This window comes from Shewanella zhangzhouensis (assembly GCF_019457615.1).
GTDB classification, from domain to species: Bacteria; Pseudomonadota; Gammaproteobacteria; order Enterobacterales; family Shewanellaceae; genus Shewanella; species Shewanella zhangzhouensis.
The window spans coordinates 2253618-2269588 of record NZ_CP080414.1 but is presented as its reverse complement, the minus strand read 5'-3'; the positions used below and the strand labels follow the sequence as shown (position 1 = coordinate 2269588).

Genomic DNA, 15971 nt, shown 5'->3' with positions numbered 1-15971 from the left:
GTGGCCCACCCATTAAGCAAACGTACGCAAGATGAACGTGCAGTTACAGTTTTTTAGTGCCCTGGGCGTATTCAATGCGGTGTTGTTGAGTGGCTATTTATGTGTACTAGCTCAGACCTGAGCTGACAGTTACCCGATTCATGGGTGCCGTTGTCAGATTGGATTTGGGCTAAATTCTCTTCTGTCCAAACCCGTTTTCCATCAATTAATGTTGCCATCGGTGTGCGACCGCAGCACATTTTGCCCTGATGAGCGCACTCATTGTTGTACAGCGCCAGCCATTCGTGCAAGTCTTTTTGCAGCTCCGCCGGTGTGCTATACAACTTTTGCGGAACGTGACCTGATAGAACTCATTCAGAATGGTCTTGTGAAAACGCTCGCAGAAACTGTTTGTCTGTGGATGTCTGGCTTTGGTTTTCGTGTGGTAGCTATCATTGATGGTCTGATACAGCTGATATTCGTGCTGCTCAACCTTACTGCAGTACTCGGTGCTCCAGTCAGTGAGGATACGCAGCATCGGCAGCGCTTAGCTTCGAAAAACGGCAATACTCTGTCGTTCAAGAGGTCGGCAGAGGTGATGAGGGTTTTGGTGGTGTAGAGCTTGGCAAAGGCGACCTTACTGTAGGTATCGATAAAGGTCTGCTGGTATATCCGCCCCACACCTTTGAGGTTGCCAACGTAAAATGTGTTCTGTGAGCCCAGATATCCGGTATGATGGGTTTCAATTTCACCGCAGGCCTCATCGTCCTCGGCTTTCTTTTCCAGGGCTGCCACCTGCGCTTCTGTCAGAATGATGCCATCGCGCTCCATCTTTGCTTCCAATGCGGCCATCCTAACCCAGCTCACGATAGCGATAGAAGGTGGCGCGGGACACCCCCATAACCTTGCAGGCCCTAGAAACGTTGCCGAGCTCCTCAGCCATATTCAGTAAACCTGCTTTGTGTTTAATGATGGGGTTGTTAGTATGCAACATGAGAGTTACCTCTTTTGTGTTGATTGAAGATTAGACACCTTTATCAAAACGGGTAACTCTCACCTTTTCAAGATGATGTGTCAGATCAAGTCACGACTAATACACATAAAAAGACGCATAGACTTAGCTTTTATATTCAACGTTGGTCAGCCTATCGGACTGGAAGCTGCTACATGACTCCGGTAAAAGGTCGCTGGCGGAAACCGCGATGTACCGATACAACCAACTGATAAACCCCACCCTGACGCTGTGAGACTACAATGCCCAAGTTGGTGAAGCCTTGGCCGGAGTTAAGGCTATGAACAAAATGCTGAGCTTGGGAATGCCTTCAAGGGAAGCAAGTCGCTAAACCGAGTAAGACATCGGGGCCGTTGCTGTTCGCGCAATAATTTGATCAACAACGCCGTTTATTGAGGGCGATTCCGTAGCCGCTTTTAAGTCACATAAAAAACTTGTCATATTGATCTTGTTAATTAATAATATGGGCTGGTCGGCAGTTCACCTAGGCATCGCCGCTGCGAAAAAAATCGTGGAGCTAAACCTGCTGAAACTTTAAATATAAAGGTACTTTGTATATTGTGTGCCTATGTCGTAGGTCGGCGATCATGACTCTGTTTGCTTTGCAAATAGACATCTTAATTGTGGGCACCCATAAGCGGGTATCACTATGACGAAACAAATCATTCCTTTTAGCTGTGAAGATATTTCGACGCTGGCTAAATATCTGCGTAATCAATTTAAAAATTGTGAAAAATTTCCTTCACACCTTGAAATGCTCAATATTCTTGCCCAGTCGGCAGGATATGCCAATTTCCAGCATTTGCGTGATGCTGCGTTAACAACAAATAATGTGGCCACATTAAACAAACCCAAACAACTTGATATTATGATTCCGCGAAAGCTACAACCTTTCATGGACTCAAATTACATCCTTAGAGCGTGGCCAGCTAAACGCGCCCTTCAAGATCAAAGTTTATGGTTTTTTTGGTGCCGTTTTCAGTACCAACAATCCTACAGTGAACAGGACGTTAATAGCGTAATTAAGCGTTTTCTTGGATTTGCTGACTTCGCGCTTATTAGGCGAGAATTGTGTAACCATAGGCTGTTAAAGCGCACTGGTGATGGTCGGAATTATTGGCGAGCAGCAGCAACACCGCCTGAAGAACTCATTTCACTTACCGATATTTGGCAGGATTTGGCAGGTTACTGAAGTAACATTCTTCATTAAAAACCACTAATCCAGTTTTAGCCAAAAATCAATGACGATTTATAGATTAACGCTAAGGTATATTAATGAAATTTCAAGTGATAAATGAGCAAGAGCCAACAATTTTTAACGCGCTGATTGAAGGTGTTAGAGAACATATTCATGAGCAAATAGGAAATGAAGCAGCACAGCCGTTGATGCTGACCGCTAGAGATGAAAGTGATCAACTTATTGGTGGCATATCAGGTAAAACCATATACAGAAATTTTTTAATTGATGTTGTATGGGTTGCTAAAAAGCATAGAGGTGCAGGCTTAGGACGTGAGTTGATGCTCATGGCTGAATTAGAAGCTAAAAACAGAGGGTGCCTGATAGCCCAATTGGACACCTTATCAATTCAAGCACCTATTTTTTATCAAAAAATAGGTTTTGAACTTGCAGGTGTCATTCCTGAATTTTCTGGCAGTCCAGCAAGATATTTTCTAATGAAAAAATTTAATGTTTAGTTTCAGTGAATCACTCTAGAATAGACTGATTCACGCGCATCACGCTGGCATTTTGCGCGAGCTTCGGGCTCTCGCACCTTGGGCGAAACTCGTGTCAGGCCGAACAGTTCTGGCACGTTTATGCCCCATTCGGTGTTTCGAGAGTTGCTTAGTAATCTTTTTCGTCCATTTACGTTGACCAAATTTCAGTAATGATCCAGTTCACTTCTTAAACTCTCAGAATACTAAGCTGGGGATTGACCTTTCCCCGAGATTAGTACCAATCTCTTGATGAGATTTTCCCGCTTATGCTGCCTGCTTGGCATACTCAACAGGTGGCATATAGTTCAGTGAACTATGTGGGCGAACATGGTTGTAGTGCTCACGCCATAGTTCGATTTCGTATCTGGCTTCGTCTAACGTTCTGAACCAGTGCTGGTTCTGGCATTCGTTCCTGAATTTACCATTCAGGCTTTCCACAAAGGCGTTTTGCGTCGGCTTTCCTGGCTGGATAAAGCCCAGTGTGACGCCCGTTTCCTTGCTCCAGAAGAACATCGCCTTGCTGGTAAATTCTGTCCCATTGTCGCAAGTAACCTTATTGGGCTTGCCGCGCTCTTCCATCAATTGGTCCAAGAATCTGGCGACCTGCCTGCCACTGATGGCCACTGAGACTAATTGACCGACCATTTCCCGCAAATCATCCACGACATTCAGTACCCGAAAGCGCCGACCACTGCTGAGTTGATCTGACACAAAGTCCATAGACCAACGTTGATTCGGTGCAGTCGGCACTTCCATAGGCTGCCTTGGCCGGGTCAGTTTCTTGCGCTTCTTTGTCCTGACCTGCAAGCCTTCCTCGGTGTAGAGCCGATAGGTACGTTTACGGTTCTGGACCCAGCCTTCGCCTCTGAGCAAACCATGCAACATTAGATACCCATAGCGGGGATATTGCGTCGCCAGCGCCTTTAGCCGCTGTCTGAGCCCTGTGTCTGGCGTAGTTCTGGACTGATAGCGAAACGCAGTCCGGCTCAGCCCTGCAAGCTTACAGGCCACACGCTCACTGAGACTGAAACCTTCAATCAAGTGTTGAGCAACAGGCTTTTTGGCCGCTGGCGTTACCACTTTTTTGACAGCACATCCTTCATCGCTTCGACTTCCAGCATCTTGTCGGCCAACATCTTTTTGAGCTTGTTGTTCTCGGTCTCCAACTCTCTCAGCCGCTTCGCTTCATTTACTTCCAGCCCCGCATACTTGCTGCGCCAGTTGTAGAATGTGCCCGTGGATATGCCCATCTCTCGGCAAATGTCATCGACCTTTGCCCCTGCCTCATGCTGTTTGATGGCCTTAATGATTTGTTCTTCGGTGTAGCGTTTCTTCATGTTGAGATCTCCATTGGCTCCAGTTTATTGGAAATCTCATCAATGTCATGGTCTTAAATTTGGGGGAGAGGTCACCTGTTCGATCATTTGGTAACACATCTTCGTTAATATCATCTAAAAACTCATTGAAGATGTTGTACAGCATCAGAAAGTAGATGCTCTCTGGCGAGTTTTCCTGATATACGGACTCTATGTGTTCACATATCTGTGAGGTCACGTCTTCTAGTTTCTCTGGGTCCTGCCATATCTGGTTAAACAGATTGACGTAGGTAGCTGTAAACGTTGGCTCATCCATTTTGTTGACGAAGTTGGAGACTGCATTGCCTGGCGGATAGCCAAGATCTACGGCGGTAAATCCATGCAATGGCATGTAAGCTGTCAATTCGTCGCTGGTTTGAACACTGGCAAACTGCTGCATCGGGGCCTTACTGCGATTGGACCTGAACTTGGCCTTACGCCTCATCCAGTCCGCACATTCTTTGGCAATCGCTCGCTGAGTGAGTTTATTGCGAAGCTGAATCTCGAACTCGCTCCCATATAGGCTTCTCTCCCGGTCAGCTTTTGGAATGTGAAACTCTCTGCGCTCCTTACGGATCTTATCGGTCACTTCATTGGCGGTAAACGTTGGCGAGGTAAAGATAAATTGAAGCTCGTCAATCTTTTCCAGTTCAGCTTTCAACGCTTCGAACGCATACATAGAGAAACAAGAAGCGGCGATTTTCAGCCTAGCACCTGGTTTAAGTGTCTGCCGTAGGTCATCACCAAGTAGCCGATTAATGTTATCTATCAGTTCCATTGAAACCTCGCCTTTGTTATTCCAGTATTTGTTGAGCGTTGCTTTGGGCTTAAATTTTAAAGTGGAGACTTACAAGGAAATAAGAACAACCCTTAACATGGCTCCACTACTCGTCTGCAAAATAATCCGAATCTATAGCCTTTACGGCATATAGCTCGCGGGTCGATACGCCGACATTATGCTCTATCATCAGCGCCGCGAGTTCGCGCCCATCGATGAGCACGATGCGCTTTTCGATCATGGAAACAAATTCGCGGGCATCTTTGCTGAAGCTCGAAGTGGTAATAAACACCCCTTTGCGGGCGCGGTGCATATCCAGCGCCCCAGCGAAGGCTTGAATGTCTGGCCTGCCAATCGTGTTATCGCGGTAGCGTTTGGCTTGCAGGTAGATGGAATCAAGCCCGAGCTTATCTTCCTTGATGATGCCATCAATACCGCCATCGTTAGTGTACTGCGTCGCCTGCCCTGCATCCTTTTGGCTGCCGCCATAGCCCATGGCCAGCATTAAATCGACGACCAGTTGCTCAAAGAACTTGGGCGAAAGACTGTGGATTTGCTCCAGCAGTTCATCGGCAAGGGCAGAGTTCAGGGCAGCAAAGGCTTTTGATATTTGCTCAGAAGGTGTAAGAGTCGAGTCGTCTACGGCTTCAGGAGGTTTGGCTTTTAATGATTGCGATGTAGTCTGGTTTGACATCTGTTTGTACTGAACAAACTCATCAAACTGACTTAAGTATTGGTTATTTACCTTGTGGCCAGAATGCAACGCCTCCAGCCCTCGCTCTGTTATGCGACAAACTCCACGGCTTGGCTGCTCAAGAAGCATCGCTTTTACCAAATATTCCTTGGCTCATCCGACCCGGTTATAGACGTAGGTTTGTTTGCCACTTGGAAGCGTCAGCGCCAGCTGCTCATCACTGATACCATATACCGCTGCAGCTTCCGCAGTGATTTGGCGTAATGACTTGAGTTGACCGTCAGCAAGCACCTTCAGCACTGCTGGCATCATCTCTTCGTAGCTTGGAATTGTTTCGACCATCCCTGTGCCTCTTGTTCATTCTTAGATTAAGGCAGTGTTGTAAAAACTGCTCGTCATTGACATTCAAGCAATCAGTAACCGATTTATTGATTGGTGCCAGTGACTTAATCACCCTTAATACTGTTGGATGATTGTGCCAGACTCAACGAACCGTATCCAGTGCGACAGGCCACAGAATCCAGCTTTCCTTAAGCCATATCGACCCAAATAATGGCGTGATTAACTAGTCACCATTCCTATCTCGATTGCTGATTTTATCTGCAATCCATTCATCTATCTCATTCTCAACCCAGGCTACCAGCCTCGGGCCCAGCTTCACTGACCTGGGAAAGTAGCCAGCAGCCATGTAGTTGTAGATCGATGAGCGCCCTAGACCTGTGCGTTCTGTGACTTACTTTAATCGGATGAGTTTCATGCTTTGCTCCTGGTCAGTTGGCTTTATATAAAATTTATCTGGCTGCTGTAGCAGATGCCTACATCACCTTGCCGCAATGGCTGAACCTGTTAGCAATCCAGCTCACGCTACCTGTGTTTTTCTAACCGTTCGACTATGAAGGACACCTAACCAGCACGAATGTCAGCAATCAGTGAAAGACTGTGCCATGGGTGGCTGAAGGCGAAGAAGACACTCTAGAAAATGAAGGTGACATGCTAATCATGCGTTTTGGGGCACGGACTACAGCGCCAGGAATATCGGCTTTCATCAGGTCTGGATTAGTCCTTAACGACATTGTAAGCTGCCCTCTTTGGCGCAAGATCAGCTAACGTGTATGGTCCCAGTAGGAAGCGCTATTCCACTTGCACATACTGTCACTACGAGAGACCGTGAAATGGATTTGCCGTTGTGCCAAAGAGTGAGTTACTGCGGTGGTTGCAGTTTGTATCGAGAAGACTGTCACCATCCCTGCGAAGTCAATGATGTCGAGTCATTCCCGCTAAACAGTTACAGAAAATTTCATCAATGGGAAGAAAGATTGGGTTGTAACCTTAGTTTTCATCTACATATTCAATTACATCCTCTACCCTGCAACCAAAGTACTGACACAGAGAATCTATGGCTTTGGTAGTGGTTGAGTATTCATAACTGGGGTTCATCATCTTAGATAAGGCCGTTCGGTTGACGTTAGCAGAGTCAGCTACCTCTTGAAGCGTTATCTTTCGGCGCTCCTTAAATTCTTTTTCCGCTACCAACTCTTTGATTTTAAATCTAATCACTCTTATCTACTCCAATAATCGTAGAAAAAATCAAAATGTTCCTTGCAAGAACAATTTAAAGGTGATTAAATGTTCTGCATGGGAACATTTAATCTTTCTTAGGAACATCAAGAGGTTTGTATGCAACAAACTTTACTAAATGCTAGAGAACTTTCCCAAAGGATTAAGTTTAGCCCAGCATATATCAACCATGCTTTGAAAGATACGGTCTTTCTTGAGGGTGTGCACTACATACGGCCTTTCGGTGGAAGAAAAATTTTCTACATATGGGAAGTTGTGGAGCAAGAGCTTTTTAAGTCTGTGACAAGGCTCGATATAGCAATTCCTATGGCTAGAGGAGGTGTTTGTCATGGCTAGCATCCGTTCCAGAAACAACAAGTTGTTGTTTGATTTCACCTATCTGGGCATTAGATGTCGTGAACAAACAGCTCTGGTGGACAATCGATTAAACCGCTCTCGCTTAGGGGCGTTACTCAGCAACATAGAAGCAGAAATCCGACTCAATCGATTTGTATTCCGAAAATATTTTCCTTCCAGTCCAAGATGTCCTCTGTTTGCTGAGGCTGATGCTAAAGTCGATCAACAGTTAATCGACAGCCTCAACACAGCTCCTACAAAGCTACTGACCAACATTCCCACATTCAATATATTTGCAGCTGAGTGGCTAGCCGAGAACCGAATCCAATGGAAGCTCAGTCACTTTAAAAATGTGTCGATGATTTTTGAAAACTATTTGATGCCAGAGTTTGGCCATTTGAGACTAAATGACATCGCCCGGCCTCAATTGATGAAATTTAGGGCTGGTATTATGTCACCTAAACGTCGCGGTACAACGACCAAAGTCAGTAATGATTGGATTAATCATGTGATGACTCCTCTGCGTGGTATCTTGAATGAGGCGGCGTTGCGCTATGACTTTCCTAGTCCTTTCATTAATATCAAGCCCTTGAAGATTGACAAGACACCGATAGATCCCTTTTCGTTGGGGGAGGTCCAATTTTTCCTGTCTCACATCAGAGCTGATTTTCGCAACTATTATACTGTGCGGTTTTTTACCGCGATGAGAACGGCAGAAATAGATGGCCTCAAATGGCAATATGTTGATTTTTCCAGGCAGGAAATCCTAATCCAAGAGACGCTTGTCGATGGTAATGTCGAGACTCCTAAAACATCAGCATCCTATCGAGCCATTAAACTATCACCTCCCGTTCTTACCGCACTAGAACAACAGAAGCTGATCACTGGCAATCAAACCTATGTATTCTGCAATGGTCAGGGAAATCCACTGGATCATAGAAATGTTACCAAACGAGTTTGGTACCCAGCGTTAGACAGAATGGGACTCAAGCGTCGACGCCCATATCAAACCCGGCACACCTGCGCGACCTTATGGTTGGCAGCTGGCGAGAGCCCTGAATGGATTTCCAGACAACTGGGACATAGTACTACCAAGATGTTGTTTGAAGTGTATAGCCGCTATGTCCCCAACATAACGCGGCAGGATGGCAGTGCATTTGATCGATTAATTGAACACTTTCAGATTGAGTCACCTGGAGACGCTAATCATGAATAACAGTATTTTCGCCTGGATTAAAGACGTTAACACGAATAGCACACTCCCTACTGCTACCTGTGAATTCATAGTCTCCGGTGATGTAGTGATCAAAGCCATAACCTCCTTTGACGTTGCTCATCATTGCAATTGTTATCCTTGCCTAGCACAGATCAATGTGTCTGAAGACTCTATGGGTCATGCAGTTATTCGCTCTTTAAAGCCAATCCCCATAGATCTTGTCGAAGTTGATTATCTTCGATGGACCGCTCTACTGAGAACCGGTAAAGAACAACTGGTAGGACGTTTTTTTAAACTACTGAGCATGATTACGGTTCAGGAATTGGCCCCATTTAAAGACTTTATTTTGTCAAAGCCATTTATTTTAGAAAAATTCATGCTGTCAAAAGCCAGTTATCAGCACCATCATTCGGTCGAACATGGTCTGTTTGAACACAGTGTTGAGGTAGCAGAGATAACATACTATAACGCCAAACATTTGCGTCATTCTGAACTTGAATGCCAAACTGGTTTAGTGGCTGGCTTATTCCATGACATTGGTAAAATCTACCCTATGCTGATTTCAGGTAAAAATCAGTACACTGCTGGCCCACATGAGAGCTACAGCTTTTCCATTCTGGCCAATCCTTTGGGTCAGTTAGGCACATACAACTCGAAGGTGTTTTCCTTGCTAGCCGCCCTACTCTCTGCAAAGCCATATGGTTATAAACCAAGGTATGCGCTTGAGTATATTCTGAAACAAGCTGATAGATGCTCAGCAGAATCGAATTATGCAAGAATGAATTTTACGTCATTGCCAAATCACTACGACTTCACCAGGGTTGATGGTAAGACAATATACCGCTTGATCGAACAGACCTAACAAATCGACATTCCAGCTTTACGTGCGCTGCGATTAAGTAGTCCACATCTCCGTAAATGACGCCTCAATCTTTTTATGGATGTCTCGTTCTCAACTTTTCAAGTTTCAGCCAATAATGGTCTCTATACGACTGATTTTTGGTCTATTAGCCCAAATTTCTAGTTTCATATAGAGCTAGCTTTTACCCGCATCAGTTAGTTGAAACGCACCGGGTCGCATACTAAACATGCAAAACATGCAATCTGAGCACGGAAAACCTTATCAACTCATGTGCCTAGTTTCATGAAAAAGCCAAGACAAGATACCGCGGTATTCCTTCTGCTAAGGCAATTCTCAAGATATTCAGAAACAAAGCTCTACTCTCGCATCAAAAACTTCGATTATTGCAATATTCGCAAATATCTTTTCCTTTTAATGCTGTGAATATATATCGATAAGCTTGATAAAATCCTCGCAGAAACTCAAGGAGAAAGTCATGCCTAAAACACTGTTTAGTAGCCTAAAATTAGGTAAGTTGTCGCTTAAAAATCGAATTGTTATGCCGCCTATGACTCGTTCTAGAGCAAGCCAACCAGGCGACATAGCCAATGAGCTTATGGCAACTTACTACGCACAGAGAGCCTCCGCGGGATTGATTGTCTCAGAAGGTACTCAGATTTCATCAACAGCAAAAGGTTATGCATGGACACCAGGAATCTACTCATCAGAACAGATCAAAGGCTGGCGTACAGTAACGGACGCTGTACATGCGCAGGATGGAGTGATTTTTGCGCAACTTTGGCATGTAGGTAGAGTCACACATCCAGATAACATAGGTGGTGAGCAACCTATTTCTTCATCAGCTTTGAAGGCACAAAACGTAAAAGTGTTCGTTGATAATGGAACTGACGAGCCAGGTTTTGTTGATGTAGTACAGCCTCGAGCGATGACAAAGGAAGATATTAAACAGGTCATTGCAGATTATCGTCAAGCTGCATTGAATGCTATTGACGCCGGCTTTGATGGCATTGAACTCCATGCGGCTAATGGCTATTTGATCAACCAGTTTATTGACTCCGAATCCAACAACCGAACCGACGAATACGGTGGTTGCACAGAAAATCGGCTTCGTTTTCTCGATGAAGTGGTTGCAGCATTGGTTGAAGCGATTGGTGCTGATCGCGTTGGTGTACGTCTTGCTCCTTTGACCACCTTAAATGGTACCGTGGATTCGAACCCTATAGAGACCTATACCGCTGCTGCAGCGTTACTGAATAAGCACGGTATCGTTTATCTGCATATCGCTGAAGTTGATTGGGATGATGCACCTGATACACCTGTCTCTTTTAAACGTGCATTAAGAGATGCCTACCAGGGCATTTTGATTTACGCAGGCCGTTATAATGCGGAAAAAGCTGAACAAGCTATTGAAGATGGTTTGGCTGATATGATTGGCTTTGGTCGTCCTTTTATCGCGAACCCCGATCTTCCTGAGCGTCTACTTCACAGCTATCCATTAACAGAGCACGATCCAAACACCTTATTTGGTGGCGGTGAAAAAGGGCTTATTGATTACCCGACTTATAAAGCCTAGGAGGAAAGTATGTTTAATATATTTAAAGGTAAAACATTAGAGACTAAAAACCGTATTGCGATGGCGCCGATGACTCGTTCACGCACCTCTCAACCTGGTGATGTGCCAAACGAGATGATGGCAACTTACTATCGTCAGCGTGCCAGTGCAGGTTTGATTGTCACAGAAGGTGCGCCTGTTTCAGCCATAGGCCGCGGGTATTCAATGACTCCCGGCATTTATACGGAAGAGCACATTGAAGGCTGGAAAAAAGTGACGCAGGCTGTCCATAACGAAGATGGGAAGATATTTATCCAGCTCTGGCATGTAGGACGTCGTAGCCATTCTTCAATTTCAGGTGAACAACCTCTAGCACCCTCTGCCATAAAAGTACCCGATCAAGTTTTTGGCCCTTTGCCAGAAGGCGGGTTCGGAATGATTGAAACAGAAACTCCACGAGAGATGACGCTTCAAGACATCGAGAGTACCATTACTGATTTTGTTCAAGCGGCTAAAAACTCGATTGAAGCTGGCTTTGACGGAGTTGAAATCCATGCCGCACACGGCTATCTGTTTGATACATTTATGCGGTTAGAGAGTAATCAGCGTAAAGATCGGTATGGTGGTAGTCAAGAAAACCGTATTCGCTTTTTGGTTGAAACCTTACAAGCAGTCGTAAACGGTATCGGCGGCGACAAAGTAGCAGTTCGTGTTTCTCCACACGTGATTGAAGGCTTCGCTGATCAGGATCCGGAAATTATAGATGTTGTGCTCAAAGCACTTGAGAAAATGAAACCGATGAATTTGGCTTATGTTCATTTTTCCGAGCGCATTTCTCGATATGTTGATGTCCCAGAAACGTTCCGTCATCAAGTTCGCGAAGTGTATCCAAACCCTATTATGATTGCGGGTAAGTTAACTAAGGAGTCAGCACAACAGTTACTCGACAAGCAATATGCTGACTTCGTTGCCTTTGGCACTCCTTTCGTAACAAACCCTGATTTAGTAGCCCGTTTTGCAAACGATTTGCCACTAGCTGAATTTGATGCCGATGCAAGGTTAAGCTTATATGGTGGTGGAGAGACAGGCTACATCGATTACCCGACATATCAAGTATAACGGGCCGGCATTAAGGTTAGAACCTTAGTGCCTTCCTCTTTTATTTTTAATAATTGATTTCGCAGTGAAGTCCAGCAAATTCCTGTCTATAATGCAACTGAATTCACCTGTTTGAAGACTTGAAGTGTACACTTAAGCCGTGTTAATAAATCGGTCAATTACCTTCGTTCACGATCCTTCAAGCGCAGCCACCCACACATAATCTGATTATTGCGCCTTGTGCCAGCACTTTTAGCACTGGTTTATTAGATGAAGACAGTAATTAAAAGTCTAATAACAATTTGCCGTCTAGCAATTTGAATAAAATAGCGTTTTAGTCCAATTTAAACCTGCATTGCGTTATGGAATACGCGACGCCATTGCATCGGTGATGTTTTAAACCGCAACCGAAAATGATGTCGAAGACTTTCAACGCTGCCAAAACCACTTAGCTCAGCGACTCGCTCTATTGGCTGTTCTGTATGTTCAAGCAAGCGTTGCGCCAAGTTAAGCCGCTCCGCGATTAACCATTTCATGACTGTGGTACCAGTCAGTTGCCGGAATTGCCGAGTGAAACTTCTCCGGCTCATTGCAACTTCTGCAGCTAAAGAATCTAATGTATGTGGTTTTTCTAGCTCTCCACGCACGTTCTGAATCAACGAACTAAGTCTGTCATGCCCTGCGGTTTGTGGCAGAGGCATTTCTATATATTGCGCTTGACCGCCATCTCGGTGTGGAGGGATCACTAAACGTCTAGCAACCTGGTTGGCTAAAGTCGCTCCAAATCTCTTTCTTACCAACGCCAAGCACGCATCAAGCCCTGCGGCTGTTCCTGCCGATGTCATAATGTTACCACTTTCGACGTAGAGCAGATCTGGAGTTACATGCACCTTAGGATACAACCGTTGTAATTCATCAGCACATTCCCAGTGTGTTGTGGCCTGATGCCCATCTAACAGACCGGCAGCCGCTAGCACGAACGCTCCCAAGCACAATCCAACGATCGTTGTACCTTGAGCAGCTTGATTGCGCAGAATGTGTACCAATTCAGGTGTAGGTTGTTCATATGGCGAACGCCAGCTTGGTATCACAATCACATTGGCTCGCTGCAACTGTGATAAATCATGCAAGCCTGATAAATGATAGCCGAGGTTGCAGGTGAGCGGTTGCTGTTCGGCACTGCAGATAAACACCTCAAAAAACGATTTATCAGTCGGGCCTTCAGCAAATACTACCGATGGCACTGCCAGATGAAATGGACTGATACCCTGAAAAGCAACTACTGCGACTTTTAATGGTTTATAGCTCATGAACTTAATTAATTTGGCCTGATGTTAACGATGTTAGTCAATTGGGACGGATGTGACAAGGAGACAATCTTGCGACAATAACTCATAGTCAAAGGAGGCTAATATGCAAAAGAAATCGCTAATTATCATTGATGTACAAAACGACTATTTCCCGACAGGGGCTTTTCCCCTAGCAGACACAGACAAAACACTAGCTGCTATTGAACTAGCAATTGAGAAAGCACACAGCGGCAACATTCCAGTAGTTATAGTGCAACATGTTGCTGAGCACGAAGCAGGTGAAGCACCATTTTTTAATCCGGGTACTATCGGTGCGGATTTGCACTCACGTATTTTAGAGCTAGCACCAGAGGCTCCGATTATCATCAAACACTATGCTGACAGTTTTGTTAACACCTCACTTGCGGATACACTCGAGCAACTAGAGGTCAATGAGCTAATTCTTTGCGGCATGATGACGCAAAACTGCATCACCCATACAGCACTGTCTCGTGACGCAGACAGATATAGTTCGGTGACTGTATTAACAGACGCAACCACGACTGTATCGCCATTACTACACGCCATTGCACTGCATGCGTTGTCAACCCGAGTAAGCTTAGGAACCGTGGAGACAAGTTTGTAACAGGCTTTATTTTAAGCAAAGAGCTGCTGATGCAGCTCTTTGCCCGTAAATAAATAGACGAGCGGTGAGCTAATTTGTAAAACTGATTTTCAATAACTAAATCTTGAGAATCTTTAATTGCCCTCATTAGACAATATATACCATTTCAATAAATAGCTGGCATTTAAAATAATGGAAAACACAGGCAGACCAAGTTGTTAGCTCAGTTTAGGAACGCTTAATTATTAATCGCAAACCAAACCAATTACAAATAAAATTAAAAGCCCAATTATTAAAGAATCAGCCTAGTGCGATAAATCGAGTTTTATTTCATGCATTTATGTACAAATATATATGAGTGTTAATTTGCTTTTTGCAAAATCTGTAGGCTAACATCTTGTATGTATGGACTTACTAGCTCTTGGTATTCTTTTAAGTGCGGAGTGTCAAGATGTACCTTGAGATCTTCAAGTGACTCCCATTGCTCCAACAACACTATCGTATCAGCACGGAAAGTCTCTTGCCTTGAGAGACGACTGTCTACATCCAAGAGAGGCTCGTACTGGTGACAGCCTCTTTCTGCAAGCACTAGGGGCTGAATTCGAAGCAGTTCAGAAAGTACCTTAATTTTGTTTCCAGGCTTAACACTTATCGTAGCAATAACATGTATCATCAAAATTATTTTCCGTAATGAATTGGGGGAAAGAATCCCCCATGACTGTATCAAGCATTTACCAGTTCATTAATGGTCGGGTAATCCGTATCCCCTTCTGCGACCTGAGTATAAAAAGTCGAAGGGGTTGCCTGATTTAATGTTGACCCAAGTCTTAGACTATCTGGTAAGTCTGGATTTGCAATGAACGGAACGACGAAAGTGATGCTGTCAGCCTGGCCCATCGCAATGGCGGTGTTAGCTTCGTCAACTGCATAAGCCATTTTCAGTATCAAATGGCCCCGGTAATGTTTACACGTTGCTGTCACTATATCAGCCGGTTGTTCACCAAGAAAGTCGCCGCGCATCAAGTGGAGGTACGCCAAACTATAGTCGCTAAGACGTTTAGACAACCAAGTTACGAGGGTAACTGGATCGCTGTCCTTCATGCTGTTAAAGCTATTAAGAGGCGATACGCGCACACCTGCTCGATCACTACCCCATACCTTAATCACTGCATCTATAACCTCAAACAGGAAGCGTGCACGGTTTTCGATTGGACCGCCGTAACGTCCTTTACGTTTGTTTGCTCCATCTCGTAGAAATTCATCTACCAAATAACCGTTTGCACCATGCACCTCAATACCATCAAAACCAGCCTTTTTAGCATTTTCGGCCGCTTCGATTATTGCAGGAATTTCTTCGTCACTTATTTCACGAGGAACTGTGTAAGCTTTCTTTCCTTCCGGTGGACTTCATCATTGGTGATGGCTATAGCACTCGGACCAACTGGCAATCGGCCATCAAATTAATAGTGGATGACATGCGCGACCGCCATGCCAGATCTGCAGAAAAATCTTGCCTCCTTTTGCATGAACCGCATCAGTTACATTCCTCCATCCAGGTACCTGAGCCTCAGAATAGATACCGGGGTCACGCCAAAATGCAGAGTGGCCATCAATTGCCATAGTAGCTTCGGCAATGATTAATCCTGCAGAGGCACGCTGTAAATAGTACTCAGCTATCAATTCGGTGAGGACATGCTCATCATCAGCGCGAGTGCGCGTGAGAGGCACCATCAAAACACGATTATTGAGTGTTAAGGAACCAAGTTTTATCGGTGTAAATAGGTCAGCCATTCTAGTATTAACAATTTAGACCGGAGCGTTATGTTTTGAAGAGTAACATACTCGAACTTTGCTTCACTTCTCACTTGCCCCGGGTGACTC

The 15971-nt window shown here is 44.8% G+C and carries 16 protein-coding genes and 3 pseudogenes; 9 read left to right on the top strand and 10 right to left on the bottom strand.

Features of this window, described 5'->3' with window-relative positions; genetic code table 11:
• Window positions 1-71: 71 nt before the first annotated feature.
• Window positions 72-973: pseudogene (locus tag K0H63_RS09780) on the bottom strand (helix-turn-helix domain-containing protein).
• Between the two features lie 151 nt (window positions 974-1124).
• Here K0H63_RS09780 and K0H63_RS20105 point away from each other — a divergent pair.
• The 3 genes and pseudogenes from K0H63_RS20105 to K0H63_RS09770 all read left to right on the top strand — a co-directional run.
• Window positions 1125-1322, top strand: a pseudogene (locus K0H63_RS20105) (IS5/IS1182 family transposase); the annotation flags it as partial.
• Window positions 1323-1640: 318 nt separating this feature from the next.
• The gene (locus K0H63_RS09775; protein WP_220064529.1) at window positions 1641-2183 is read left to right on the top strand and encodes a DUF2087 domain-containing protein; all 543 of its coding nucleotides are present in this window, start codon (window positions 1641-1643) and stop codon (window positions 2181-2183) included.
• A gap of 83 nt (window positions 2184-2266) precedes the next feature.
• Window positions 2267-2686 (top strand): GNAT family N-acetyltransferase, encoded by a 420-nt coding sequence (locus K0H63_RS09770; RefSeq protein WP_220064528.1) that lies wholly within the window; start codon window positions 2267-2269, stop codon window positions 2684-2686.
• A 285-nt stretch (window positions 2687-2971) separates the two neighbouring features.
• Here the strand turns inward: K0H63_RS09770 and K0H63_RS09765 are convergent.
• From K0H63_RS09765 to K0H63_RS09745, 6 genes are all read right to left on the bottom strand, one after another.
• Window positions 2972-4044, bottom strand: a protein-coding gene (locus K0H63_RS09765) for an IS3 family transposase (protein WP_220064527.1) whose coding sequence is annotated in 2 segments (ribosomal slippage) — window positions 2972-3795 and window positions 3795-4044 — 1074 coding nt in all. Because the reading frame shifts where the segments join, the coding sequence is not laid out codon by codon here.
• Window positions 4010-4840 carry a phospholipase D-like domain-containing protein gene (locus K0H63_RS09760; protein ID WP_220064526.1) on the bottom strand — a complete coding sequence of 277 codons (831 nt, stop codon included), beginning with the start codon at window positions 4838-4840 and terminating at the stop codon, window positions 4010-4012. The genes K0H63_RS09765 and K0H63_RS09760 overlap by 35 nt, the downstream gene beginning before the upstream one ends.
• 106 nt (window positions 4841-4946) lie before the next feature.
• Complete coding sequence (locus tag K0H63_RS20100) at window positions 4947-5534, bottom strand: restriction endonuclease (protein WP_258405561.1); 588 nt, start codon at window positions 5532-5534, stop codon at window positions 4947-4949.
• Window positions 5535-5687: 153 nt separating this feature from the next.
• Window positions 5688-5876, bottom strand: a complete 189-nt coding sequence (locus K0H63_RS20095; RefSeq protein ID WP_258405560.1) for a winged helix-turn-helix domain-containing protein — start codon at window positions 5874-5876, stop codon at window positions 5688-5690.
• Between the two features lie 223 nt (window positions 5877-6099).
• Entirely contained in the window at window positions 6100-6222 is a 123-nt protein-coding gene (locus K0H63_RS20215; RefSeq protein ID WP_350355107.1) for a helix-turn-helix transcriptional regulator, read from the bottom strand.
• A 641-nt stretch (window positions 6223-6863) separates the two neighbouring features.
• Window positions 6864-7091, bottom strand: a complete 228-nt coding sequence (locus K0H63_RS09745; protein WP_220064525.1) for a helix-turn-helix domain-containing protein — start codon at window positions 7089-7091, stop codon at window positions 6864-6866.
• A 120-nt stretch (window positions 7092-7211) separates the two neighbouring features.
• Here K0H63_RS09745 and K0H63_RS09740 point away from each other — a divergent pair, with 120 nt between their 5' ends.
• From K0H63_RS09740 to K0H63_RS09720, 5 genes are all read left to right on the top strand, one after another.
• Entirely contained in the window at window positions 7212-7448 is a 237-nt protein-coding gene (locus K0H63_RS09740; protein WP_220064524.1) for a hypothetical protein, read from the top strand.
• Window positions 7441-8664, top strand: coding sequence for an Arm DNA-binding domain-containing protein (locus K0H63_RS09735; RefSeq protein WP_220064523.1), 1224 nt, complete (start codon window positions 7441-7443; stop codon window positions 8662-8664). The genes K0H63_RS09740 and K0H63_RS09735 overlap by 8 nt, the downstream gene beginning before the upstream one ends.
• On the top strand, window positions 8657-9526 hold the full coding sequence (locus K0H63_RS09730; RefSeq protein ID WP_220064522.1) for an HD domain-containing protein: 870 nt from the start codon (window positions 8657-8659) through the stop codon (window positions 9524-9526). The genes K0H63_RS09735 and K0H63_RS09730 overlap by 8 nt, the downstream gene beginning before the upstream one ends.
• 475 nt (window positions 9527-10001) lie before the next feature.
• Complete coding sequence (locus tag K0H63_RS09725; RefSeq protein ID WP_220064521.1) at window positions 10002-11099, top strand: alkene reductase; 1098 nt, start codon at window positions 10002-10004, stop codon at window positions 11097-11099.
• 9 nt (window positions 11100-11108) lie between these two features.
• Window positions 11109-12197 carry an alkene reductase gene (locus K0H63_RS09720; protein ID WP_220064520.1) on the top strand — a complete coding sequence of 363 codons (1089 nt, stop codon included), beginning with the start codon at window positions 11109-11111 and terminating at the stop codon, window positions 12195-12197.
• A gap of 323 nt (window positions 12198-12520) precedes the next feature.
• Here the strand turns inward: K0H63_RS09720 and K0H63_RS09715 are convergent, their stop codons facing one another.
• Window positions 12521-13486: a GlxA family transcriptional regulator gene (locus tag K0H63_RS09715; protein WP_220067759.1), complete on the bottom strand. Its 966-nt coding sequence runs from the start codon at window positions 13484-13486 to the stop codon at window positions 12521-12523.
• A gap of 103 nt (window positions 13487-13589) precedes the next feature.
• On the opposite strand from K0H63_RS09715, the gene K0H63_RS09710 reads away from it, so the two are divergent.
• The gene (locus K0H63_RS09710) at window positions 13590-14111 is read left to right on the top strand and encodes a cysteine hydrolase family protein (RefSeq protein ID WP_220067758.1); all 522 of its coding nucleotides are present in this window, start codon (window positions 13590-13592) and stop codon (window positions 14109-14111) included.
• Between the two features lie 340 nt (window positions 14112-14451).
• Here K0H63_RS09710 and K0H63_RS20210 read toward each other — a convergent pair whose 3' ends face one another.
• Both K0H63_RS20210 and K0H63_RS09700 read right to left on the bottom strand, forming a co-directional pair.
• Entirely contained in the window at window positions 14452-14763 is a 312-nt protein-coding gene (locus K0H63_RS20210; protein WP_220067757.1) for a putative quinol monooxygenase, read from the bottom strand.
• Between the two features lie 50 nt (window positions 14764-14813).
• Window positions 14814-15821: pseudogene (locus K0H63_RS09700) on the bottom strand (alkene reductase).
• Window positions 15822-15971: the final 150 nt, after the last annotated feature.

Coding starts and splice junctions, on each gene's coding strand:
- K0H63_RS09740 (WP_220064524.1), top strand. CDS start 7,212: ATGCAACAAACTTTACTAAATGCTAGAGAACTTTCCCAAAGGATTAAG.
- K0H63_RS20100 (WP_258405561.1), bottom strand. CDS start 5,534: ATGTCAAACCAGACTACATCGCAATCATTAAAAGCCAAACCTCCTGAA.
- K0H63_RS09715 (WP_220067759.1), bottom strand. CDS start 13,486: ATGAGCTATAAACCATTAAAAGTCGCAGTAGTTGCTTTTCAGGGTATC.
- K0H63_RS09725 (WP_220064521.1), top strand. CDS start 10,002: ATGCCTAAAACACTGTTTAGTAGCCTAAAATTAGGTAAGTTGTCGCTT.
- K0H63_RS09720 (WP_220064520.1), top strand. CDS start 11,109: ATGTTTAATATATTTAAAGGTAAAACATTAGAGACTAAAAACCGTATT.
- K0H63_RS09710 (WP_220067758.1), top strand. CDS start 13,590: ATGCAAAAGAAATCGCTAATTATCATTGATGTACAAAACGACTATTTC.
- K0H63_RS09735 (WP_220064523.1), top strand. CDS start 7,441: ATGGCTAGCATCCGTTCCAGAAACAACAAGTTGTTGTTTGATTTCACC.
- K0H63_RS20210 (WP_220067757.1), bottom strand. CDS start 14,763: ATGATACATGTTATTGCTACGATAAGTGTTAAGCCTGGAAACAAAATT.
- K0H63_RS09775 (WP_220064529.1), top strand. CDS start 1,641: ATGACGAAACAAATCATTCCTTTTAGCTGTGAAGATATTTCGACGCTG.
- K0H63_RS20215 (WP_350355107.1), bottom strand. CDS start 6,222: ATGGCTGCTGGCTACTTTCCCAGGTCAGTGAAGCTGGGCCCGAGGCTG.
- K0H63_RS09770 (WP_220064528.1), top strand. CDS start 2,267: ATGAAATTTCAAGTGATAAATGAGCAAGAGCCAACAATTTTTAACGCG.
- K0H63_RS09760 (WP_220064526.1), bottom strand. CDS start 4,840: ATGGAACTGATAGATAACATTAATCGGCTACTTGGTGATGACCTACGG.
- K0H63_RS20095 (WP_258405560.1), bottom strand. CDS start 5,876: ATGGTCGAAACAATTCCAAGCTACGAAGAGATGATGCCAGCAGTGCTG.
- K0H63_RS09730 (WP_220064522.1), top strand. CDS start 8,657: ATGAATAACAGTATTTTCGCCTGGATTAAAGACGTTAACACGAATAGC.